The sequence below is a fragment of the Thainema salinarum CENA647 genome (assembly GCF_057732415.1).
Genome location: NZ_JBYJZJ010000022.1, coordinates 5,921,319 through 5,944,236 on the forward strand (window position 1 = coordinate 5,921,319; position 22,918 = coordinate 5,944,236).

A 22,918-nucleotide genomic window follows, 5' to 3' on the forward strand; every position below is an offset into this window, starting at 1 on the left:
CTTGGCTCAAAAACAGCCATAATCAGTACATGAGTTCTGATGCCGACCATGAAGAATGAAGAATTTTACGAGCGCTGGTTGCTTCTCCAACAGCAGCAGACTGCGCTAATGGAGCGAATTGCGATCGCACTAGAGCGAATGGCTCCGGATGATGGAGCGCCTAACCTGCAAAAGTCGATCGAGGAGTTTAAGGGCTTTGACTGGCCCTCGATTGGAGCCAGGGTTGTGCAATCGGATCAGTATGGGCCTGCGATCGTCGAGTGGGGTGGAAAACAGTTTACTCGGCGGAGTCCGCAGAACAAGTTTAGTGCGGCCATCTGGTTCAGCCGCAGCACTGGCGTCAAGGACAGCGAAGGTCGCCCCATCTATGAGCGCTTAGTCAGTTTTAAGGTATTGGAAGGAGCTGACCCGGTCAGCGCAAAAGCCGCTCAGCATCTCAACTAGCCATCGGTATTGGTGTCAACTCCGGCTGAAAGTTCAGGATTTGTTTTAATGAAAGGCTGGCAAGGTAACCTTTCATTAAAATGAGTTGAGTTTTATACACGTCACTAATCTCAGATAATGACTGCGTGCTGTGTGAGTCACATTCACACAGCACGCAGTCATTATGCTTTGAACTACATGCTTTGAACTGCTGCTCAGCCAACGAACGGGCCGCGTTTGGGCCAAACAGTAGAGGATTGCGATCGCACAAACCCATTTTCTGAACGTGATTTATGGTAGTAAATAGGCTGGCATAAATTAACAAACTCCAAAATCGGGGAACGTTTCTCCGGAGCATGCCTCCCAGTTTTGGGGTTTGAGCTGAGTCGCATTGAGTGACTCAACCAATAGGCGGACATCGAAAAACTAGGGAACCAACGGTGATTGATCTCAAACTGATTCGGCAACAACCAGAAGAGGTGCAGCGGCGGCTGAAGCTGCGGGGTGATTATGATATCCACCCCATCTTAGACCTCGACCAGCGACAGCGTGATTTGGAGACAACGCGATCGCAACTTCAGGCTCGCAGTAACGAGATCGGTAAAACCGTCGGTCAAAAAATCAAATCCGGCAGCGATCCCAAATCCGCTGAAATTATGAATTTGCGGGAAGAGGGCAATCAGGTTAAGCAGCAGCTTGGTGAGCTAGAACCCCAAGAGCGGGAGATTCGCGCTGAGCTAGAAGCGCTGTTGCTGATGATTCCTAACTTACCGAGCGAGTCCACGCCAAAGGGAGCCAGCGAAGAGGAAAATGTCGAGGTGCGCCGCTGGGGGGATGAGTATTTACCAGCCAATTCCGATTCACTGCTGCCCCATTGGGAAATTGGTGAAAAGCTGGGCTTGTTTAACTTTGAGCGGGCAACAAAAGTCGCGCAAAGCCGCTTTGTGGCGCTGATGGGAGCCGGAGCTGCACTGGAGCGGGCGCTAATTCAGTTCATGCTGGATCAGCAAATTGAAGCTGGCTATCTCGAAGTGATCCCGCCCTTTTTAATCAATACCGACACGCTGACCGGAACGGGGCAACTGCCAAAGTTTGCCGACGAAAGTTTTAAGTGCAGCCAAGACGATCTGTGGTTGACGCCGACCGCTGAAGTGCCCCTGACCAACCTCTATCGTGATGAGGTACTCGCCGCTACGGATTTGCCAATTAATCACTGTGCGTTTACCCCCTGTTTCCGTCGCGAAGCAGGCAGCTATGGTCGCGATACCCGTGGTCTGATTCGGCTGCACCAGTTCAACAAAGTGGAACTGGTGAAAATTGTTCATCCCGATCAGTCAGAGACCGAGCATCAAAAGCTGGTGCAAAACGCAGAAGCCATTCTGCAAGCGCTGCAGCTGCCCTATCGCGTCATTGAGCTGTGTACGGGGGATTTGGGCTTTTCGGCAGCGAAATGCTACGACCTGGAGGTGTGGCTGCCGTCGTCGGGAACCTATCGCGAAATCTCCAGCTGCTCCAACTGTTGGGATTTTCAGGCCCGCCGCGCCAATATCCGTTTTAAGGAAGCGGGACAAAAGGGCACCCAGTTTGTTCACACGCTCAACGGTTCTGGTTTGGCCGTTGGCCGCACGATGGCAGCAGTGCTTGAGAACTATCAGCAGCCGGATGGTTCAGTGAAGATCCCGGAAGTGCTTCAGCCCTATTTGGGCCGGGAAATTTTGTAAGTAGTTGAGGGCTGATTACCGCGCGAGGCGCGGCGATCAGCCCTCAAAGCTGGTTGGTCACATCCCTACGAAACGGATAGCGCCTCCGCACGAGCCGTAAAGCCAGCTTTCACTAGTGCATTGACTGCCGCCTGATGATCCAAGACGCGGAACTGGGAACCGAGGCGGACAAACTGGCGGTTTGCGCCATCGCCGACAATTGCCACCACCGGGGTTTTCGCGGCATAGTCATCCTGACCGCGCTGATTCACCAGAACGGTGCGTAGCTGATGCTGAAACTGGATATTGCCAGCTTGCTGCGTAGACAATTCCACCATCACCATCCGTACCGCTTCAATCGGTTCGGCATCGTCGATGATCAGCTGAATTTGGTCATCGCGCCGATCGACTTTGCCCCAGATCATCAGACGGGCATCGGGTTGAATCACTTCGCGAATCCGGGCATAGGATTTAGGAAAGACGATCGCATCGGATCGCCCGGTCAGATCTTCCACCTGCAAAATCGCCATGCTGTCGCCCTTCTTCGTCACCTTAGGCAGGACGACGCTGAGCATCACAATGGCGCTGATCGTTATATTGTCTGGCTGATCGGCAAACTCGCTGACGCTGACTGGAGCCAGAATGCGGGACGGGCGCTGAATCGGCTTCAGCGGATGGTCGGAAATGTAGAAACCGAGGAGGTCTTTCTCTAGCTTCAGCTTTTCCTGCTTGGGGTAGTCTGCCATAGGGGGTGCTTTCGGCACCGCCTCGAAGCCGTTGCTGTCCGATGTAGTTGTATCGCCACCGCCTAGCATCATATCGAACAGGTTGCCCTGACCGACTTCGCGATCTTTGGCACGGGACTGTGCCCATTCCAGCACCAGCTCCAGATCGTGCATCAGCTGATTGCGGTTGGTGTCGAAGGCATCCATTGCGCCGGACTGGATGAGCGCTTCCAATGCGCGGCGGTTGACGGTACGGGTGTCAACGCGATCGCACAAGTCGGCCAGGGACTCAAACGGTTTCTCGGCCCGCACTTCCAGGATATGCTCGACGGCTCCGGTGCCCACGTTCCGCACCGCGCCCATGCCGAACAGGATGCTCCTCTGGGTGTCCGTCACCTGGGGCGTAAAGTCCACGCCGGAGCGGTTGATATCCGGTGGCAGCACTTCAATGCCCATCGCAATACAGCCTGCAATGTACTGCTGCGCTTTTTCCTGGTCGCCGCTGTTGGCGCTCAGCAGCGCGGCCATGTACTCGACCGGATAGTTTGCCTTCAGAAACGCCGTCTGGTAAGTGACATAACCGTAAGCGGTGGAGTGGGACTTGTTGAAGCAGTACTCCGCGAACTGCACCATCTTTTCCCACAGGCCCTCGGCAATCTTCTTATCAACGCCGTTTTTCTGCGAGCCTTCCAAGAAATTGTCCTTGTGCTTCAACATCTCGGACATTTTCTTCTTACCCATCGCCCGCCGCAGCAGGTCGGCCTGTCCGAGGGAGTAACCGCCCATATCCTGAGCGATTTTCATGATCTGCTCCTGGTAGACCATGATGCCGTAGGTTTCTTCCAGAATCGGCTCCAGGATTTTATGCTCGTAGTCAATTTTTTCGCGACCGTGCTTGCGGTTGATGAACTTGGGAATTAGGCCCGCGTCCAGTGGCCCCGGTCGATAGAGGGCCAAGACCGATGAAATATCTTCCAGACCAGACGGCTTCAAGTCCCGCACAATCTGGCGCATTCCCGACGATTCCAGCTGAAAGATGCCGCCTAGTTCCCCACGAGAGAGCAGTGCGATCGCAGCTTTGTCATCCAGAGGCACCCCGTCTGGATCAACGGTTACACCGCGCGTCTGCTCAATTAGGTCGATGGTCTTCTGGATCATGGTCAGGTTCTTCAGTCCCAGGAAGTCCATCTTCAGCAGACCCATCGACTCGATGTCTTCCATCGAGTACTGCGTGACGGCACCGTTGCCCTCTTTGTTTAACTGTAGGGGCACCACCTCATCCAGCGGTTCGGCAGAAATCACCACCCCCGCCGCGTGGATGCCGACGCTCTTGTTCATGCCTTCAATTCGCATCGCCATATCCAGCCAGCGGCGGACGGTGGCGTCATTGTCGTATTTTTCCTTAAATTCTTTCGAGGGCGTGTCGTCGGAAATCATCACCTTCAGCTTGGCGGGCTTGCCGCGCACGACGGGAATCATCTTCGCCATCTTGTCGGCTTCGCCGTAGGGAATATCCAGCACCCGCGCTGTGTCTTTCAGCACCGCCTTCGAGGTCATGCGGTTATAGGTGATAATCTGGGCGACCCGCTCCTCGCCGTACTTCTCGGTGACGTACTGAATCACCTCCTCCCGCCGCTCAATGCAGAAGTCCGTGTCAATATCCGGCATTGACTTCCGTTCGGGATTGAGGAACCGCTCAAACAGCAGGCCGTGATGCACCGGGTCAATATTGGTAATCCCCATCGCGTAGGCCACCAGCGACCCCGCTGCCGAACCCCGTCCCGGCCCCACCGGAATCTTGTGGTCGCGGGCAAACTTGATGTAGTCCCACACCACCAAGAAGTAGGTGGAGAACCCCATCTGCTGCATCATGTCCAGCTCGTACTCAATGCGATCGCAGTATTCCTGCTTTACCTGATCGCGACTCTGCACCCCCAGCCGATCCAGCAGCCCCTCCCAGGCTACATGCACCAGATAGGTATCTGCCGTGAAACCCTCTGGAATTGGATAGTCGGGAATGCGCGGCTCCCCCAGCAGCCCCGTATATTCTTCTACCTTATCGGCCACTTCTACCGTGGTTGCGATCGCAGTTTCGACAATCTCGGCAGGCAGGTGATCGCGGAACAGCAGCCGCATCTCATCAGCGGATTTAATGTACTCGGTGCCCGTGTAGCGCAGGCGCTTCTCCTCCGACAGCAGCTTGCCTGTCTGAATACAGAGCAGCGCATCGTGGGCTTCTACGTCGTTACAGGAAATGAAGTGAGAATCGTTGGTGACGACAATCTTGATGTCCAATTCTTGGGCAATGCGGACAATCTCTGGATTGACAATCCGCTCCTCTTGCAGACCGTGATCCTGAATCTCTAAATAGTAATCGTCGCCCAGCAAATCCTTGTACCACTGCGCCACCCGCCGCGCCACGTCCGGTCGATTCTGTAAAATCGCCTGGGGAATCTCGCCGCCCAGACAGGCACTGGTGACAATCAGCCCTTCGTGATACTGCTCCAGCAACTCTTTATTAATACAGGGTCGCGAGAAAATGCCTTTGCCCTGCACGCCCTTCAGGTGCGAAATCGTGGTCAGCTTGACCAGATTCTTGTAGCCCTGGGTATTCTTGGCCAGCACAATCTGGTGATAGCGAGGCCGTTTCTCCTGCTTAGTAATGTCGCCGTTGATGATGTACATCTCGTTGCCGATAATCGGCTTGATGCCCTTGGCCTTGCACATCTTCAGCAGTTGCAGCGCACCGTACATCACTCCGTGATCGGTGAGTGCGATCGCAGGCATACCCAACTCAATCGCGCGATCAACTAAGTTCGGCAACTGACTCGCCCCGTCGAGCAGGCTGTAATCGGTATGAATATGTAGACCAACGAAGGACATCGCGTTTTACCCAGGCAAAAGTTGACTCCAGCGTAGCGGATTCTTCGCTCTATATCTAGGGATGTTTATGGGATTTAATCCAGGGGCACGCCATATATGGAATCGCTAATATAATGGAGAATCTTTGAATAATACAATACTAGCGTACTAATTTGAGCAGTAACATGAAAATAAAGATACAGATTGCTAGCCCTCCTGATCGGGAAAGGCTCGTAGCAGAACTATTTGTTGGTAATCAGCAGTTTGCCGAAGTGTCTTGGGAGGACGACAAGCCAATGCTAGAGGTTTATCCTAAATCGACTACAAATCCTCAAGACTTTTGGATGCTTGAGCTAGATGAGGTGATAGAAGCCTTAAATATAGCTAGAAATTCGCTTCAGGATTAACAGGATGAAATACTTGGTTATTAGCGGAGGTTTCTGACCATAACCCAAACGTCATCATCCCTCGTTCTCAGTTTTGAAGAATTTCTCGCTCGCTATGCCGATAATCCTCGCTATGAACTGGCCGATGGGGAGCTAATCGATATGGAACCCACTGGCACCCATGAAACGGTGGCTGGCAAAGTTGCTAGTCGGCTGAATATTGAGTGCGATCGCAAGGGGCATCCGTGGATTATTCCTCGCACCTGTTTGCTACGTCCTTTTTCGGATACTGCAACTGCGCGTCGGCCAGATGTGGTGGTGCTGGATGAACCAGCTTTAGTGGATGAACCGCTTTGGGAACGAGAACCTGTGATTGTGCTGGGTGCATCGGTGAAGCTGGTGGTAGAGGTCGTGAGCACAAACTGGGAAACGGATTATGCCCGCAAGGTGGAGGAATATGCGCTCTTTGGCATCCCAGAATATTGGATTGTGGATTATCGCGGGCTAGGCGGCAGAGCGTTTATTGGCAACCCAAAGCAACCAACGTTTACCGTCTGTCGGTTAGAGGGCGACACCTATGAACAACAGCAATATCGCTTTGTTTGACTTATGAGAATTGGCATCTTGCTAATCGTTTTCAATCTCCAAAGGCAACTGATGAGGCTTTTGATGCACTAAATTTCGCAAAAACTCTTTTAAGCACTCTGGCGTTTCTGCATACTGAGATAACTCAGAGATGACGTTTTCTGACAAACGAAAATTCATTTTGCAGCGCTCTGTAAAATATATACGACTTTTCTTGGAGCTTCTATCTTGCGCAAGTAAGTTAAGAAATTTAACAAGAAAGAAAATGAGATATTTGCCACGATACATCATCGTTCGATCTGTTTGCCGAAATTCATTAACGGTTCTAGATATTTCATTTCTGCTAAATTCTGTTCCGCTCTGACAATCCATTAAATTTTGAATATCATATCTCTTGACAACCCTTGCAAGGGTAACCTCAAAGAGATTGTTTTCTCTGTGGTTACTCAAATTCAGCCTATTCTCGTTTGTAGTCTGTGATTGTTGTTCTTTCTCTTTTTTTCTGTTTAAAAAAATCCAAGCGTTAATTTCATCGGAAGCATTATTAAATTCTTCTAATCGACATAAAAATAGATCAGTTGCCATCGAAAAATCGCTGTTTTCTTCTAAAAGACAAAACTCATCTCTCAATATTTTTTGAATAGATGCTTTGCTCAAATAAAAGTTTTCAATTGAGTAGCACGGTGTAACATAAATATTCTCAGCGTCAGGTAGCTCTTCAATTGAGTCAAAATCTTTATCTATAAAAAAAGCAATCCAAGCATTGGAATAATTGGAGTTTTCGCTTATCAATTTGAAAAATTCTAAAACATTTGTCTTTCCCTGGCACCATAAATTTATTAGACTAGCTTGAGAAAGAGCAGTTCCGCCGAAGACATACGTCTCAATTCTTGGATTGTAGTATCTAGGATCTTCCTGCCCTTCAAAACAACAGAAAAGGCGATTTGGATCTTTTTTATATGCTGTCAGAAAATCTCTCCAAGCTCTTGCGTAACTCCCACTAGATACCTGAAGCTCTTGAACCCTATCATTCATGACTAAGTTAAGGTCTTAATGAATACAAATTAACACAATCAAGCACAGCCTTTATATTTTTTGGTTAGGAGTCTTCTGGATAGCTAATATCCAAAACATCAGCATATTTGGCAAGTGAGTTTTCAAATATAAAAGGTGAGTGTGTTGCCGCAATCAGGAAAGCACATCGTTCTGAATCAACAATATCTTGCAAAAGTTTTTTCTGCCATTCAATTGACAAAGAAAGTTCTGGCTCGTCAAAAAAAATTGCATACTTCCCTGGGACTTGACCTAAATCCTCTAAATACAATTTTGAGAAAATAGATATTATTTGCTTTTCCCCAGATGAGAGCTTTTCTAAACCAACTTTAGCTCCTGTCCTTTTATTAAAGATGCCTATATCAAGCTTATTCTCATCATACTCAACTTCTTTGTCCTCAAAATATCCATTAACAACTCTTGCAAAGTTTTTAATAGCGTTATCATTGTCTTTTTGTTGATTATATACTTTCAATAGATTGGTAATAAAATAAGCTAGAGGCTCATAGTCTGGTTCTTTTATTTCACCTGAACTGACTAATTCTAGTATTCTTTGCTTATCTTCAGGAATAATATTTTCTCCAATTCTGTCAAGCACAATTTTCAGTGCTTCAGGGGATTCAAGGCTGGTATAATCAATAGATTCTCTTTTGATTCCGCCTATTAACTCGCTCAACATTCCTCCATTTACTTTCGAAAACCATTCAACAGAGGATTTTCTAATATCATCTATGATTTCGTCAAATTTTTCCTTAACATTTAGCATTCCAAACTGAATTAGCTGTTCTGATTTAAAAACTGCTTCACCCATCTCTCTGTCTGAATAGACCAAATTTTTCAGATTTTCTTCTACCAGCCTATATGTAGGAAAATACAATTTGTGGTAAGGGAAAAACTTCCTTATTTCTTCCACTTTTTTGTCTACTTCAGAGAAGTCATCAACCTCAAACAAGGAGGTTTGCTGCCAATTATTTTTCTGCCAGTTATAAGGATACTTTTTTGCGATAACATCAAGTGAATCAGAGTGAAAATTTCTTTGATTTCTTGTCTCTTTAAGTGCCATATAAATTAGCTGAGAATCTATGCCGAATTGGTCAGCTACATCAACTAGCAATCCTTTACTTCGCATCCTCATATAGCTCATTGAGTATGCTTGCTCTAATAATGTTTGGGAGATTTCTGTTGGCAAGAAGTCTAACAACTTGTATATGTCATATATGATTTTGCGACTAGGGGTTTTTTGAAATTCTTGCCGCTTAATTGTTATTAATTCTTGATTAGAAAAGAGAAGATCAATTTTTTCATACTGGTATCTGTTAACTTTTTGCCAATTTCCCTTAAGAATATTTACTAAGATATAAAGAACGGTTGTTTTACCTGTTCCATTCTTGTCAACTAAAATTTTGATAGGAGACTCAAACTTCAAGGAAATATCGCAATTCCCGTGTAGCTTGTGAATTTTAATTTCCCGTATTGGAGCTCGGTCAAAATTCATAATTGATACTGGTTGCAATAATTTACAGGTTTGTGGTGCTGAAGTATTAATATCTTAATATCTCAAAATTCAGAGGGCAATCGCCTTAGTGGTGCAGAAAACTTTTGATGAACTGTTTTGAGTCTCAAGATGAGAATACAACCACTTTAGAGAACTCGAAGCGGCAGTCGAGAGCGGCCTGCTTGCCCCGCGAGGCACAAGCGGTGGGTGGACTGTGCCGAGGAAGTGCATTGAGAATGGGAATAGCAACCCGTTGATAGCAGCGTCGAGCCAGGTCTCGAAGACCCAGTTGCAGAAAACTCAGTCCCCGTTGACTATGCCAGTCCAGTTTCGAGCGCTGCCCAGCTTTTACCAGCATCCAGCCCACCATCAGAGCAATCAAACTGGCGATGTCGAGCAGCATGACGAGACGGGTGAGCGCTTGGGCCTCTCGCAAACCCGAGTCAAGGACATCAAATCCGCCGGATTTGTAATCCTTAAAGTGTGGCTCAATGCCGCCAAAGCGCTGTCCATAGCGAGCAAAGGTCTGTAGAGACGGGGGTTGACTCGAGAGAACGGCCCATGGGTCGGCAGCTATCGATTGCTGTGCAGTGGCCAGATGACAGTGAACAGTCTCCAAGACTGTCACCTGATGAAAGAGATGAGCCTGTTGCGGTGGAGGCAGTAACTGTTGGACACAACAGGAGTGCCCTGTCGCTAACGTGACCGTCAAATCGCTCTTGGCTCGGATGAACCAATCCCACTGCCAGTCCTCCAAGCATCGCAGCAACTCTCCATGTTCAAAGCCCCGGTCGGCTAATAAGGTGACCGAACACCCCGGCGGCAGAACGGCTTTGGCGGCCACTAATACCGGATAGTAGGTCTCAAAGCTGACGGTCGCACTGCCATGTTCTACAACCGTTTGGGCCAGTGTCAACGAGCGTCCACCCCAGACCAGACAGACCTCAATCAGACAGAATCGATTCCACAGCAGACTCGTATCCAACGTGAGCGTGAGCGCACTGTCTTGAAAGGCTTGCAGCGCATGACGCAGCAGTGGAGCATAGAATCGTTCTGCACTGATGTGCTCGTTGTGCAGCAAGTAACTGAGCCGTTCCATATGGGCTCGGGCTTGGCAGCCTCGATGACTCAGGTAGGCCAGCCATTTCCCGAGACAGGCACTGCTAGACAAAAGAATCGCGGCGACCGTTTCGGCCACGCCTTGCAAATGACGTTGGTCTTTGGGCTTGACCCATTGACGCAGTTGGGACATCAGTTGACGATAGAGAAGAGGTGCTTCCATAAGAGTCGCTATGAGTTGGGGAACTTTTTAGCGTCTCATGGAACACCTCTTCCCGTCTCCTTGTCTTATGATGAGAATCCCGACACAGCACACTTTCAAGAGTTTTCTGCACCACTAAGGGGCAATCGCACTTACGGCACCTGATTGAAGATTGGGGCTGCGATCGCAACTCAATTTAGCTGATGAGTGGGATCTGTGGAGTGGAAAGTGCGATCGCACTGCTTAAATTAGTGGCAGTGGTCTAACTCGGAATGCCTCGCTACTGACCGAAATCATAGCCCCCTTCATCAATACTTCTTCGCATTGATTTAGGACATCGGATAGCCTCTCTTCAAGTGCTGCACGAGTAGCATTGTCTAACCGAAAAAGAATGACACTTGGTAGATTTGCCCTACTTACTGCCAACAAATACCCAAAATCTAAATCAACCGTCAGTAAGATACGATTCTCATTTCGCGCCTTGATCAGAATGTCTCCATCAGATAGCCGCTCCAAGCCTCCTTCCAGCAAATGAATAGCATCATGGCCTTGTTGGCGCAACAGATTGACCGTTTGCGGTGAGATTCCCATATCTGCAAGAAATTTCATCCTGCTTTTGGAGTAACGCTGGGATAAACTCGCTCAGTTGCTAACCAAGCAGCATATTTCAAAGATTGCTGAATATCTTCCGGCTCTAAATAAGGATAGTCCGCAATGATGTCCTCAGTAGACTGTCCGTTGGCAATAAGGTTCAGTACAAGAGAAACCGGAACGCGCATTCCGCGAATGCAAGCCTGTCCCGCCATGATATTAGGGTCAAATGTAATTCGGTCAAAACCCAGCATGATGAATCCTCACCAATAGCTCCTCTTGCTCCATTATCACCGCTTAAACACATTATGGAACTGAGATCGCAGCTCAATCTCGCTGATGTTTGGGATGGGTGATGTGGAGAAGTGCGATCTCTAGAAGACACATACCACATCCTTCGTAACAGATTCCCGTAGATGCTCTTTGAGAGCAGTGCGGGTTCCTAAATCAACTTTATGTCCTAACAGGTCCTCAAGATAATGACGTACCCGAAACACATCAAATAAGGTCGCCTCAATTGCAAACTCGACCACGAAATCAACGTCGCTTTCGGGCGTTGCTTCGTCACGAGCAACGGAACCGAACAGCTCCAAGGATTTAACGCCGAGTGCTTCTAAATCAGCGCGATGAGTTTGGGTAAGGGCAACAACTTCCTGACAGTTCACAGTGGAGGTTAGGTAAGGATGATGTTCATAATATAGAGGAACGTCTATATGGATTAGCTAAATATTTAGGATAGATTCTGGTGCGCCATTACATTAAATAGCACTGGCGTACGATGAGATCCAAGCCTCTTAAATTATTTAGGATGCTTGGATGGTAATCAATCTTGCTTTGTTTCAGACGGTTTTTTGACCATAACCCAAACGTCATCATCCCTCGTTCTCAGTTTTGAAGAATTTCTCGCTCGCTATGCCGATAATCCTCGCTATGAACTGGCCGATGGGGAGCTAATCGATATGGAACCCACTGGCACCCATGAAACGGTGGCTGGCAAAGTTGCTAGTCGGCTGAATATTGAGTGCGATCGCAAGGGACATCCGTGGATTATTTCTCGTACCCGTTTGCTGCATCTTTCTACCAATAAACTCTACGTTTCATTAGGCAGATGCTCAGTTTATAGCGCTTCTTGCGCTAGTAAAGGGAGATTATTTTTTGGAAGCCGCACTTCGCGCGGCTTCCAAAAAATAACTGGTACCTCAGTAGCCTAGGAAAGGCTATAGCGTAGTGGGATTTGACACAATAATAGATTTAATCGGCGATTATTAAACCAAATCCAGGTTGAAAAGTAGAGTTTTCCCTGAGGGAAAACTCTACTTTTCAACCCTGTTGGGGTTTATTTTATGTTTTTTCTTTTAGTGAAACTTCATTTTTGTTGATCAGAATTTGGATTTCATCTCCGTATTTAATATTAGAAATAGGCGGCGCAATTATTTCTAGTATTGAAGGGTTTTGGAAATGAGACTTTTTAGTCTCTGGATGAGGATAGTAGATCCAACCGTTGAATTCAATACCTTCAAACAAAAGTTTGCAGGAAGAAAAGGAAAAGTGCTCAGGTGGATGCAATGATGTCCATTCAACATTAAAAAACGTGAACTCTGGATTCTTCATCGTAAAGCAATATGGTTCGATTGAGATATTCAAGGTGCCATCATAAAAATCAACAAGATCAAGACCTAGTTGTTTAAAGAAGGGCTTCTGTATTTTGATTGAACTATCTGCATATTGACTGCTTCTCGATTTCCCTGAAGCAACCTGATGTCCTTTTTGGACGACACCTTTCACCGCGATCCATACACTATTATTCATGAATTTTCATCCCATAGTTGAGTTCAATTTGTTACTTCACTGATGAATTTGATTTACTCCTAAGCCTACGAGCTTATCTCGCGCGTTCCCGACCTCAAGTTTGATGTCTATATCTGAAACTGAATTGTTCCAAAAAGTATAAAAAGTTCTGTCTAAGCTCTCAGAAAAAACTTGAGAAGCCGGCTGATTTGATTGAGCCATTATAGCCGCATTATTATGTCCATATAACCAAGGTGATTCATCTAAATCGTTCCTTACTCTGTATGTATACCACCCCATAAGCAATATTTATCGTCTAACTTAACTCCTCGTAGAGAAGCTGGTTCGCTATAGTATTTAACAGAAAGATTCTGTAAGTTTCCAAAGTCAGTAGTGGCTCCTTGATGAAATAAAGCAATTTTTCCTAGCTGATCTAGATTCACAGCATTATATGGATGTTGTAGTAACAGTTCAACTTTTATATTTTTTCATGTACTTTTTTTCATACAATTTAATTACTACCCGCCTTGCCATGTCTTCTGAATAATGGATTATTTTAGCCTTTGAAATATTATTTATCTGCAAATAGTTAATGATAAAATCTGTATTCAAATCATCATCCGAGCTAATTATAATCTCATTTTGATCTAACTTCCTTCTGGTTCCACCCAAGTTTGTGTTGAATTAAAATTGAGACAGAGAGTTCAGCAGGCCAAAGCCGATGGCTCAGCAACGACGCAAGCGTGGCACAGCAGGCGATAAAACGATTTGTCTGCCCATTGCAGACGACCTTGACTACGAGGTCTTAGTAGAAGACCGTGAGTCCTTTCGGCAGTATCTCAACGAGCAGATCGAGGCTCACCCAGAACTGTTTCCCGACGGGATTGAAGCGGGCTATCGCTTTCATGGATGGGTCGAGTCCTCTCGTCAACAGCTCAAGACCCGGCGGATTTTGCTGCCGAGTACCGGAGAGGCTTATCAACTGCGTCCCGATTTGGTGATGCCGTACATGAGCGAGACGGCGGAGATGGCCGACAAAGCGCTCTATTTAAGAAAGCATGGCCTGTCGTATGAGGGGATTGCCTATGTGCTGGGCCGTTCTGAGATGCACTGGTATCGGCTCTGTCAGTCGTTCGGTCGAGCCTCGATTGTGGGCAGTACCCTCAAAAGGGAAACGGCGCTCCCCCCCATCTAGTTGCCGATGAGAAGCATTGTGATTGGCACGGGCAGCGAGTCTATCTGGCAGTGACAGCGGCGCAAGGGTGCGTCCTGGGAGCCAGTCTCAGTGCCAATGCGGGTCAGGATGGATTAACCGCAGCCTATGGGGTATTCCAGCAGGAAGCTGCCCATCATGTTCCCGACTATGCGCCCGAGACGGTGACGACTGATGGTTGGGAGGCCACCCGAGCCGCTTGGGAGGAGCTATTCCCTGGCCTGGTCTGGATTCTGTGCTTCCTGCATGAGGTGATTAAAATTCGCGATGGGTGCCGCTCTAAACCAGTCCTGGGTCAGCAACTAGCCGACAAGCTTTGGCATCTGTATCGGGGCCAGAGCAAACGTCACTTTGCTCAACGATTGCGTCGGTTGCTGGAGTGGGTGAACACCCACGCGTTGCCCCAGGCCATTGACGCTCGCTTGCGACGCCTCAACGACAAATCTCACGTCTTCCAACGCGCCTTTGACTTCCCTGACGCCTATCGCACCAGCAATCAGGTTGACCGTCCCATGAACTATCTTGACCGTACCCTGTATGCCATGCAAGATTTTCATGGATTCTGGGACTCGGCGGAACAGTCGGTGCGCTCGATGGCGCTACTCTGGAACTTCCATCCTTTTTGTCGCAAGACTCGCAAAGCGATGGGCGGGTGCTTATGCCCCTTTGAGCAACTCAACGGATTTCGTTATCACGACAACTGGGTTCGCAATTGGCTGATTGCCTCATCATTGAATGGCAGAAGACCGTTGCCAAGGAAATCTGACACAAAATAAGTTGGAACTAGACTTCCTTTTTTAAGAGGCAGAGAATCGCGTACTGCAAGTCATGACTCTAGAAGATGGCGAAACTGTTCACAATGCGTTCTTTGATCGCAACTTTTACAAACGGCAGCAGCGAGGTGAAGAACCCCAATGAAAATCCAGTATTTCCCTGAAACAGACACTCTGGCCATTGAGCTGACTACCCAAACAGTCGCCGCAACAGACACCATCACCAACAATCTAATTGTGGACTATGACAGCAGCGGCAAAATCGTTGCGATCACTTTAGATAATTACTCAAAAAACGTAGAAACCATTGATCTTCAAGCTCTAGGTATACCTGTTTTAGCGGCTTAAGTGCGATCGCAGTTCAATCTAGCTCATGAGTAGTATGCGTGAAGTGGAAAGTGCGATCGCACTTTTGGGCTTTTCCAACGATAAACAAATCTGGATTAGCGCCACAGAGCAAAGCCTGTGCCCATTCAGTCACCTGGCCAAACTCATTATGAGTATGAACTGCCGAGATAAAATAGAATAGCAATCCATGTCGCGACTGCTCAGTCCAGACTCGCAATTTCGCCATGCGCATTGAAGAGATTCCGATTCGCCAGATTATTCGCCCGCTGTATTGCCAAAATGATGCCGCAAAAGTCGAGCAACTGATGGACTCGATTCAAGAGATTGGCCTACAAGAACCCATTGATATCTTAGAAGTAGAAGGAAAGTACTACGGATTTTCCGGCTGTCATCGCTTTGAAGCCTGTAGTCGGCTGGGGCATGACACCATTCGCTGTCGGGTGCGACGTGCGCCGAAGTCGGTGTTGAAGATGCATTTGGCGTAGGGGTGGATGGGTAGGAGGGTAGAAGTGTGGATGGGTAGATGGGTAGGTGAGTTTTGTGGATGGGGAGAGGGGTATGGCGCGAACTCATATAGATAAGCCGGAATACGATTGTAGTGAGAAGTTGCGATCGCGCATGCAAGCGGTTGGTCTACCGAGTTTCAGAGCATTAGCTGAAACGGCGGGGGTTTCCAATTGGCAGGTGCGGCAGTTACGGCGCGGCAACGTCAGCGTTATGCGACTGGCGGCGCTGCAAAAATTGAGTCAAGCGCTGAACCTGTCACTACCGGATTTTTTGCAGCAGTTTACTGATGAGCTATCTGATCAATCGTCAGTGCAAACTGCGGTTCCCACCTCGACCGTATCTGCAACCTCTCAAGCGAGTCCAACAGCCGCTGCTGAACCCGACGCATCACTCAAGCGCGAGTATGAACGTCTCCAGCGACAGCTTGAAACCCAAAAGTCTCAGCTCGAAGAAGCCTTTCAACGAGAAAGCTTACAGCAAATTGAATCCTGGCTGACCTTTTGGCCAACTGCCGTTCGCCGTGTTCAAGAGAATCCAGATGATATCCCTATAGATAAACTTCTGCTATTGCTCCGTCCAATTGACAAGCTGCTCGAAAGCTGGGGCGTCAGCACAATTTCAGAAGTAGATGCAGAAATTCCCTATGATCCACAGCAGCATCAATTGATGAACGGTGACGCTGAACCGGGCGATCTCGTCAAAGTGCGAAATGTGGGCTATCGACACGGCGATCGGTTGCTCCATCGGGCCAAGGTCAGCCCAAAATAAGACAAAAGTATTTGAATCACCCTCTAAACTGGTGAAAGAGCATAGGATCTAAATGATACGAAGTCCAGTTGAAAACCCATAATTCAATTTTCTGTGAAATGCTTGCTGAGCAAGCATTTCACAGAAAATTGAATTGGGTTCTTATCCACAGACTTCATATTAGTCAGCTTTCACCTGTATCCCCATCAGCCCAACTTCATGTTGACCTCCCTTCAAATTGAAAATTTTGCCTTGATTGATGCGCTGACCCTCAATTTTGGGTTGGGGCTGAATGTCCTCACTGGAGAAACAGGAGCGGGCAAGTCGATTATTCTGGACGCGATCGATGCCGTCTTGGGCGGTAAAGTGTCGCGGCGATTTGTGCGGACGGGAGCAGACCGGGCACTGATTGAAGCCACGTTTCACATTAATCCGGAGCTGATGGCAGGCGATCTAGATGCCGACATCTCGCTGGAAAACAATCAGCTTGTTTGTACCCGTGAGATGACCGTCAGCGGCAACAGCGTCCGCAATCGTTCCAAGGTGAACGGCATCCAGGTGAATAAGCAGCAGATGGAAGCCCTGCGCGATCGCTTAGTCGAGATCACCGCTCAGGGCCAAACCATGCAGCTCGGTCGCGCTTCTCTCCAGCGCGAGTGGCTAGACGGCTTTGGCGGCAGTGAGGTACTACAGCAGCGGGATAAGGTAGCAACAGCTTACGCAGCAGCACAGCAGGCGCTTCAGCGATTGGAAAAGCGGCGGCAGGCAGAGCAAGAGCGGCTCCAGCAGCTTGACCTATTTGAGTATCAGGCCAAAGAGCTGGCTCAGGCGGCGCTGACGGAGCCGGATGAGCTAGAGCAGCTAGAGCAAGAATATCAGCGGCTGTCCCACAGCGTTGAGCTACAGCAGCAGAGCTATGAAGTCTATCAGGCGCTGTATCAAAACGAGCATGGCGGCGATGCCTGTGCCGATTTGCTGGGTCGAGCCGAAGACCTGCTCAGCGATATGCTGCAGTACGATCCGCAGATTCAGTCTGTCCTTGACATGGTGGCGAATGCCCTGGCACAGGTAGAAGAAGCGGGACGCCAGATCAACGCTTACGGTGCCGACATTGAAACCGATCCGGAACGTCTCCAGGAAATTGAACAGCGAATCAGCGTCTTGAAGCAAATTTGCCGCAAGTACGGCCCAACCCTGGCAGATGCGATCGCATATGACCAAAAAATTCGCGCTGACCTGGACGAGATTACGGGCGGCAGTCAGTCTGTAGAGGAACTGGAGCAGACCTATCGCGAAAAGCAAGCCGTACTGGAGTCGGCCTGTGAAAAGCTGTCCCAGATGCGCCGCCGCACGGCTCAGCAGCTTGAACAGCGGCTGATTGAAGAGCTGAAGCCGCTAGCAATGGACAAGGTGCAGTTTACGGTTCAGCTTGTGTCAATTACACCCACCAGTCACGGTGCAGATCGGGTGACGTTTCTGTTTAGTCCTAACCCCGGTGAACCGCCACAGCCGCTGGACGAGGTGGCATCCGGGGGTGAAATGAGCCGCTTTTTGCTGGCGTTCAAAGCCTGCTTCTCCCAGGTGGATGCCGTGGGCACAATGGTGTTCGACGAAATTGACGTGGGTGTATCCGGTCGCGTCGCCCAAGCGATCGCAGAAAAGCTGCATCACCTCAGCCGCAGTCACCAGGTGCTTTGCGTTACCCACCAGCCCCTGGTCGCCGCAATGGCCGATCAGCACTTCCGGGTCAACAAGCAGGTGATTGAAGAAACCTCTGCCGCTAGCTCTGCCAAAAACGGCAAGGCCAAGAAAGCCACAGCCGAAGACATTCGTACCGTTGTACGCGTCGCCCCGCTGGATACTGACGAGCGGCGGGAAGAACTGGCCCAGCTAGCGGGTGGCCCCACAGCGCAGGAGGCAATCACCTTTGCTGATGCCCTGTTGTCCCAGGCCAATACGATACGGGAATCGCGCTCATTCGAAGTGGCAGAACAGAACGGCAACGGGTCTGCCAACGGAAACTCCAGTGCAGCATCGGCATCTAGCTCGACTTCCACCCAATCCCGATCTAAGTCCTCCCGCTCCCGATCTAAATCCAAACGCTAGTCGCCACCGTACCGTCGCCTTCATGTTTCAAGCTACCCGTCGTCGATTAGCGCTTTGGTATGCTGCCGTGACCGCCGTCCTGCTGCTGCTGTTTGCTAGCGGCTTTTACTGGTATGTGCGGACAACGCTGGTCGAGCGGATTGACGATACGCTGAGCCATGTAGTGGAAGTGGTGCAGCGATCGCTCGTGATTGAGCCCGATCAAGACCAGTTATCTGACTCAATGGCCTACCCGCTGATGCACGTCAACGTCGAGGCCAGCTTCCGCAACAACGCCGACACGGTCGAAGATGACCACATCGACCTAGAATGGTTTAGCCCGACCGGAGAGCTACTGTGGACGACGTTTTCAACCCCGATCGACGTGCCCGTTCACGTCAATCCCAAAGGTGAGACGATACATACTACGCCCGATCATCTAATGCGGCAGGTAACGCAGCGGCTGCAGATGGGGCGGCAGGTGCTGGGCTATCTGCGGGTCAGCCATCCCTGGTTTGAGGTAACGAAACCAACTCGTCGGCTGCTGCTGGATTTGGGGATTGGCATTGTGCTGATTGTGGCAACCGTCGGGGGGCTGGGCTGGTTTTTGTCTGGACTTGCGATCGCACCTGTACGGGAGTCATATCAGCAGCTCAAGCAGTTCACGGCGGATGCCTCTCACGAACTGCGGAATCCAATTGCGGTGATCCAAACCAATGTGCAGGTGGCGCTGGCTGATCCAAAACTGGATGCCGATTTTCAGCGCTATCAGCTCAAGGTGATCGAGCGATTAACTCGACGGCTAGGGCATTTGGTAGACGACCTGCTGTTTCTGGCCCGTCAGGATAGCGGCATGAGTCCGCCTCAGTTTCAGCCTGTGGAGATGGATGCGCTGCTAGTGCAGGTGCTGGAGGAACAGCAGGCCATTGCCCTGGATAAGTCCATTACTCTGTCGCTTCAGTTAGACGAAGAAGCGAAGGCTGAACCCGCTGCCCCCCGTTCGTCCTTGCCCGTTTCGGCGACGACCACCGTTGGAACGGCTGCTAGCCCCGCTGTTGAACTGGATGCGGCTCTGACAATTATGGGCGATCGCGATCAGCTAATTCGGCTGCTCACCAACTTAGTGAGCAATGCCATTCAATACACTCCGGCTGAGGGAGACGTAGAACTCATTGCCTGCTGGATAATGGCACCACAGCCAACCCTACAGGTGCAGGTTCGCGATACGGGAGTTGGCATTCCGGCAGAATCATTACCGCTGCTGTTTGATCGGTTCTACCGCGTTGATCCGGCGCGAACTCATAACCAACAATCCCAAACGGCAAAGAGTACTGGCTCAGGTCTCGGACTTGCGATCGCACAGGTAATCGTGACCAATCATCACGGTTCCATCCGCATTGACAGCGTGGTGAATCAAGGCACAACTGTAACCGTAACGCTGCCCCAATCGCAGGAAGCTGCTCGGAATGGCTTGTCTAATTCCGTGAAACCAAAGGTCAAGCAAAATCTGGATTGAAATTAATCCCTGCCCGTAGAAAGAGATCAGCCGCTCAAAATATACCGGAAGTAGAAGCGCATTGATCCCCATTGATAGATGTGGTCGAACTTTAAGATTTGTAATATTTGGTCAGGTTCAATCTAGTTGCACCTGCAATTCGTTAGGTAATTGGCAACTGCTAACAATTGCGATCGCTGGATGAAAGCTGAGTGGTAGTCGTATGGGCTACGCTCCCCCTTACGTCTTAGGTGAAAGACGTTCAAACGCAACGTTTAAGAGGTTTTCTATGACAATTGCAATTAAAGAAGACATTGTATATATCCTGCTGCAAAAAGTTCGGGAATCTGAGGGCGAACAGGGGTTAAATATTTCCCAAACAGACTTTGCAGGTCGGCAAGTTGGCACCCGTGATCTGCTTGGACACCTCGATTTTTTGAATCAAAAGCAATACATTGATGCTGACTTTGCGGGAAACGCTTATGCGACCCAAGCGGATGTGCCATCGGTCGTCAATCCAGATGAGTTTGATCTGCGGATTGCGAATACGCTCGGATCAAGCGATGGCCCACTCCCCCACCTGATTGCTTTCAAAAAAGCCGATCTGACTGAGAAAGGCCGCAAAATGCTGCAAAAGATGGAAGAGAATCCACCTAAAGCACTGAAAGAAGGTCCTAGTATCCCGATTGTTGACGAGCACATGCCCTTTTTAGAGAAGGTGATGCTCAAAGGCAATCTAGAAGACATTTTTGATGCTAGAGATGCAACGAATGTTGTGTTTCGCGTGATGCGAGATTTGATGACGACTGAGACATCGGATCGCGTTGCAGCCGATCTATCGGGAACAGACGCGGCAGAAAGCAAGGACAAGTCCCTACAAATGGATATGTCCGAGTTATGGAAAGATATGAATCCGATCGTAGGCTTTTTAAGTCGGGTTCGTCCGCCCTGGCAAGGCCCCGGCATCTTCAAAATTGAAGATCACGACTTCTTTTTCCGAGTCGCCCGTGAAGGGGGTTTACCTCCCTCAACAAATGGCGAAACTGTGACAGCGGCTGTGTTCTCTGCTACTAAAGAGCAGTTGTCACCAGAGCGCATTGAAGAAGTTGCCAGTTGGTTACCCGGCAAGGTCAGAACCTTGTGGGAAAAATCATAAGCGTAGACATAAGCGTAACTTTGAGACATAGCCCAACTCACAGCTCAATTGAGAGAGATCCGATCGCCGTGTGAATGGATTCCTCGCTTATCGCCCCAATGGGGCGATTTTTTTGTTGCGTTTAAAATCACTAGATTGAGGTTTTCATGTCAAGATCGAAAGGGTTTGATTGGGGAGGGAGATGCGATCGCACCCATGACCGCAACACCAAGACTACCGCTAGGCAAAATCGTGGGTGGGCGGTATCAAATCATGGCGCATTTGGGCGGTGGTGGGTTTGGCCAAACTTACCTCGCCCTTGATCAGCATTTGCCCTACAACCCCAAATGTGTGGTGAAGCACCTGCAGCCGGAACTGTCGGATCAGGTAAGTTTGGAAACGGCTCAGCGACTATTTGAAGCTGAAGCCGAAGTGCTGTATCACTTTGGCGATTGCGATCGCATTCCGCGCCTGTTTGCCCATTTTGAAGAAGGCCCAGATTTTTATCTGGTGCAGGAGTATGTTGACGGTGATAACTTGGGGCAAGAATCGGTCTTGGGCCAGCCCCAGACGGAGCAGTACACCATGCAACTGCTGCGGGAAATTTTAGAAATTCTGGTCGTTGTCCATCAGCGCAATGTGATTCACCGCGACATCAAGCCCTCGAATCTGATCCGTCGTCGGGCCGATGACAGACTGGTGCTGATTGACTTCGGCGCAGTGAAGCAGTTGGGAACGCGCGTGATCGGGGTGCAGGGCAACACGACCCGCACGATTGCAATCGGTTCACCCGGTTACATGCCCAACGAGCAGTCTGCTGGACGGCCCCGCTTCAGCAGCGACATTTATGCAGTTGGCATGATTGGCATTCAGGCGTTGACGGGCAAGCATCCCAAGACGCTGCCCGAAGATCACCACACCTGCGAAATCCTCTGGCGAGACGGCATTCAGGCTAGTTCAGCCCTGTGCGAAGTGCTGGATCGGATGGTGCGCTACGATTTTCGCGATCGCTATCCCACGGCGGCGGAAGCGTTGGCGGCGTTGGATCAGCTCATGCCACTCCAGTCCTCTCTGATTCATCAACCGGGCAGCACTGCGCGAACCGCCCAGTTTGCCCCAACCAGTTTATCCAATCAGGTGTTTCTTGATTCCGCCTGCAATATTGACTATCGCCCCCTACAAGCTTTGCTGGAAGCAGGTCGTTGGCAAGAAGCGGATCGCGAAACCTACCAAATGATGCTGGCGGCGCGTAGCCTCCAACCTGGAGCCCGACTCAGCGCGGCTGATCTGGAGGCATTTCCCTGTCGCGATTTGCGGACGCTGGATTATCTCTGGGTGAACTGGAGCGGCGGGCGGTTTGGCTTTAGCATTCAAAAGCAAATCTGGCGTGAGGTGGGTGGCCGCACCGACATGAACTACGCTAATTTGCAGCTTCTGGGACGCGGTGGTCGCTCAGGCTGGCGGATCAACGGCCCCATTGAACGCTTTGGGAATCGAGTCGGTTGGCGCGATCGCAGTGAATGGCTCGGCTTTGATGCTCTCGAATTTAACACCAGTGCTGTCGATGGACACCTACCCGCTTGGCATTTGGGTGCCATTGGCCTAGCCCAAATGGTGCGTTTTTTTGCTCGGCTTGATGATTGTTTACTGTAGGAAGCGAGAGGTGGGGCGAGAGGAGTGAGAAGTAATGGAGGCATACAAAAATAGTGAATTTGTCATACTTCGATAGTCTTTTGATGAAGGATG

At 49.5% G+C, this 22,918-nt stretch carries 23 protein-coding genes; 14 read left to right on the forward strand and 9 right to left on the reverse strand.

Annotated features, from left to right (window positions below; all coding sequences use genetic code 11):
• Positions 1-39 precede the first annotated feature (39 nt).
• Entirely contained in the window at positions 40-444 is a 405-nt protein-coding gene (locus AC286M_RS32825; RefSeq protein WP_488208403.1) for a single-stranded DNA-binding protein, read from the forward strand.
• Between the two features lie 419 nt (positions 445-863).
• On the forward strand, positions 864-2,144 hold the full coding sequence (gene serS / locus AC286M_RS32830) for a serine--tRNA ligase (RefSeq protein WP_488208404.1): 1,281 nt from the start codon (positions 864-866) through the stop codon (positions 2,142-2,144).
• A 65-nt stretch (positions 2,145-2,209) separates the two neighbouring features.
• Here serS and AC286M_RS32835 read toward each other — a convergent pair whose 3' ends face one another.
• Positions 2,210-5,731 (reverse strand): DNA polymerase III subunit alpha, encoded by a 3,522-nt coding sequence (locus AC286M_RS32835; protein ID WP_488208405.1) that lies wholly within the window; start codon positions 5,729-5,731, stop codon positions 2,210-2,212.
• Between the two features lie 164 nt (positions 5,732-5,895).
• Here AC286M_RS32835 and AC286M_RS32840 point away from each other — a divergent pair, with 164 nt between their 5' ends.
• Entirely contained in the window at positions 5,896-6,117 is a 222-nt protein-coding gene (locus AC286M_RS32840) for a hypothetical protein (RefSeq protein WP_488208406.1), read from the forward strand.
• Positions 6,118-6,156: 39 nt separating this feature from the next.
• Entirely contained in the window at positions 6,157-6,702 is a 546-nt protein-coding gene (locus tag AC286M_RS32845) for a Uma2 family endonuclease (protein ID WP_488208879.1), read from the forward strand.
• 21 nt (positions 6,703-6,723) lie between these two features.
• On the opposite strand, the gene AC286M_RS32850 is transcribed toward AC286M_RS32845, so the two are convergent.
• The 6 genes from AC286M_RS32850 to AC286M_RS32875 form a co-directional block, all read right to left on the reverse strand.
• Complete coding sequence (locus AC286M_RS32850; RefSeq protein ID WP_488208407.1) at positions 6,724-7,716, reverse strand: DUF4435 domain-containing protein; 993 nt, start codon at positions 7,714-7,716, stop codon at positions 6,724-6,726.
• 64 nt (positions 7,717-7,780) lie between these two features.
• The gene (locus AC286M_RS32855) at positions 7,781-9,229 is read right to left on the reverse strand and encodes an AAA family ATPase (RefSeq protein ID WP_488208408.1); all 1,449 of its coding nucleotides are present in this window, start codon (positions 9,227-9,229) and stop codon (positions 7,781-7,783) included.
• Between the two features lie 124 nt (positions 9,230-9,353).
• Complete coding sequence (locus AC286M_RS32860) at positions 9,354-10,511, reverse strand: transposase (protein WP_488205777.1); 1,158 nt, start codon at positions 10,509-10,511, stop codon at positions 9,354-9,356.
• Positions 10,512-10,733: 222 nt separating this feature from the next.
• On the reverse strand, positions 10,734-11,099 hold the full coding sequence (locus AC286M_RS32865) for a DUF5615 family PIN-like protein (protein ID WP_488208409.1): 366 nt from the start codon (positions 11,097-11,099) through the stop codon (positions 10,734-10,736).
• Complete coding sequence (locus AC286M_RS32870) at positions 11,096-11,335, reverse strand: DUF433 domain-containing protein (protein ID WP_488208410.1); 240 nt, start codon at positions 11,333-11,335, stop codon at positions 11,096-11,098. Before AC286M_RS32870 ends, AC286M_RS32865 begins: the two co-directional genes overlap by 4 nt.
• A gap of 120 nt (positions 11,336-11,455) precedes the next feature.
• A complete protein-coding gene (locus AC286M_RS32875; protein WP_488208411.1) occupies positions 11,456-11,746 on the reverse strand; it encodes a nucleotidyltransferase family protein in 291 nt (96 codons plus the stop codon).
• 186 nt (positions 11,747-11,932) lie between these two features.
• Here AC286M_RS32875 and AC286M_RS32880 point away from each other — a divergent pair, with 186 nt between their 5' ends.
• A complete protein-coding gene (locus AC286M_RS32880; RefSeq protein ID WP_488208412.1) occupies positions 11,933-12,292 on the forward strand; it encodes a Uma2 family endonuclease in 360 nt (119 codons plus the stop codon).
• Between the two features lie 130 nt (positions 12,293-12,422).
• Here the strand turns inward: AC286M_RS32880 and AC286M_RS32885 are convergent, their stop codons facing one another.
• Entirely contained in the window at positions 12,423-12,890 is a 468-nt protein-coding gene (locus AC286M_RS32885; protein ID WP_488208413.1) for a hypothetical protein, read from the reverse strand.
• A gap of 700 nt (positions 12,891-13,590) precedes the next feature.
• On the opposite strand from AC286M_RS32885, the gene AC286M_RS32890 reads away from it, so the two are divergent.
• From AC286M_RS32890 to AC286M_RS32900, 3 genes are all read left to right on the forward strand, one after another.
• Positions 13,591-14,064: a hypothetical protein gene (locus AC286M_RS32890; RefSeq protein WP_488208414.1), complete on the forward strand. Its 474-nt coding sequence runs from the start codon at positions 13,591-13,593 to the stop codon at positions 14,062-14,064.
• Positions 14,065-14,114: 50 nt separating this feature from the next.
• The gene (locus tag AC286M_RS32895) at positions 14,115-14,858 is read left to right on the forward strand and encodes a hypothetical protein (RefSeq protein ID WP_488204065.1); all 744 of its coding nucleotides are present in this window, start codon (positions 14,115-14,117) and stop codon (positions 14,856-14,858) included.
• Between the two features lie 138 nt (positions 14,859-14,996).
• Positions 14,997-15,203, forward strand: a complete 207-nt coding sequence (locus AC286M_RS32900) for a DUF2283 domain-containing protein (RefSeq protein ID WP_488208415.1) — start codon at positions 14,997-14,999, stop codon at positions 15,201-15,203.
• A 13-nt stretch (positions 15,204-15,216) separates the two neighbouring features.
• Here AC286M_RS32900 and AC286M_RS32905 read toward each other — a convergent pair whose 3' ends face one another.
• Entirely contained in the window at positions 15,217-15,429 is a 213-nt protein-coding gene (locus tag AC286M_RS32905) for a hypothetical protein (RefSeq protein WP_488208416.1), read from the reverse strand.
• Between AC286M_RS32905 and AC286M_RS32910 the strand changes: the two genes are divergently transcribed.
• The 6 genes from AC286M_RS32910 to AC286M_RS32935 all read left to right on the forward strand — a co-directional run bounded on the left by AC286M_RS32910 (position 15,428) and on the right by AC286M_RS32935 (position 22,825).
• Positions 15,428-15,688 (forward strand): ParB N-terminal domain-containing protein, encoded by a 261-nt coding sequence (locus AC286M_RS32910; protein ID WP_488208417.1) that lies wholly within the window; start codon positions 15,428-15,430, stop codon positions 15,686-15,688. The genes AC286M_RS32905 and AC286M_RS32910 overlap by 2 nt on opposite strands.
• Positions 15,689-15,761: 73 nt before the next feature.
• A complete protein-coding gene (gene grpE, locus AC286M_RS32915) occupies positions 15,762-16,478 on the forward strand; it encodes a nucleotide exchange factor GrpE (protein ID WP_488208418.1) in 717 nt (238 codons plus the stop codon).
• Between the two features lie 198 nt (positions 16,479-16,676).
• Positions 16,677-18,563 carry a DNA repair protein RecN gene (gene recN / locus AC286M_RS32920; protein ID WP_488208419.1) on the forward strand — a complete coding sequence of 629 codons (1,887 nt, stop codon included), beginning with the start codon at positions 16,677-16,679 and terminating at the stop codon, positions 18,561-18,563.
• A gap of 22 nt (positions 18,564-18,585) precedes the next feature.
• Positions 18,586-20,058: a sensor histidine kinase gene (locus AC286M_RS32925; protein WP_488208420.1), complete on the forward strand. Its 1,473-nt coding sequence runs from the start codon at positions 18,586-18,588 to the stop codon at positions 20,056-20,058.
• Positions 20,059-20,326: 268 nt separating this feature from the next.
• The gene (locus AC286M_RS32930) at positions 20,327-21,193 is read left to right on the forward strand and encodes a DUF2267 domain-containing protein (protein WP_488208421.1); all 867 of its coding nucleotides are present in this window, start codon (positions 20,327-20,329) and stop codon (positions 21,191-21,193) included.
• Between the two features lie 165 nt (positions 21,194-21,358).
• Positions 21,359-22,825: a GUN4 domain-containing protein gene (locus AC286M_RS32935; protein ID WP_488208422.1), complete on the forward strand. Its 1,467-nt coding sequence runs from the start codon at positions 21,359-21,361 to the stop codon at positions 22,823-22,825.
• Positions 22,826-22,918 lie beyond the last annotated feature (93 nt).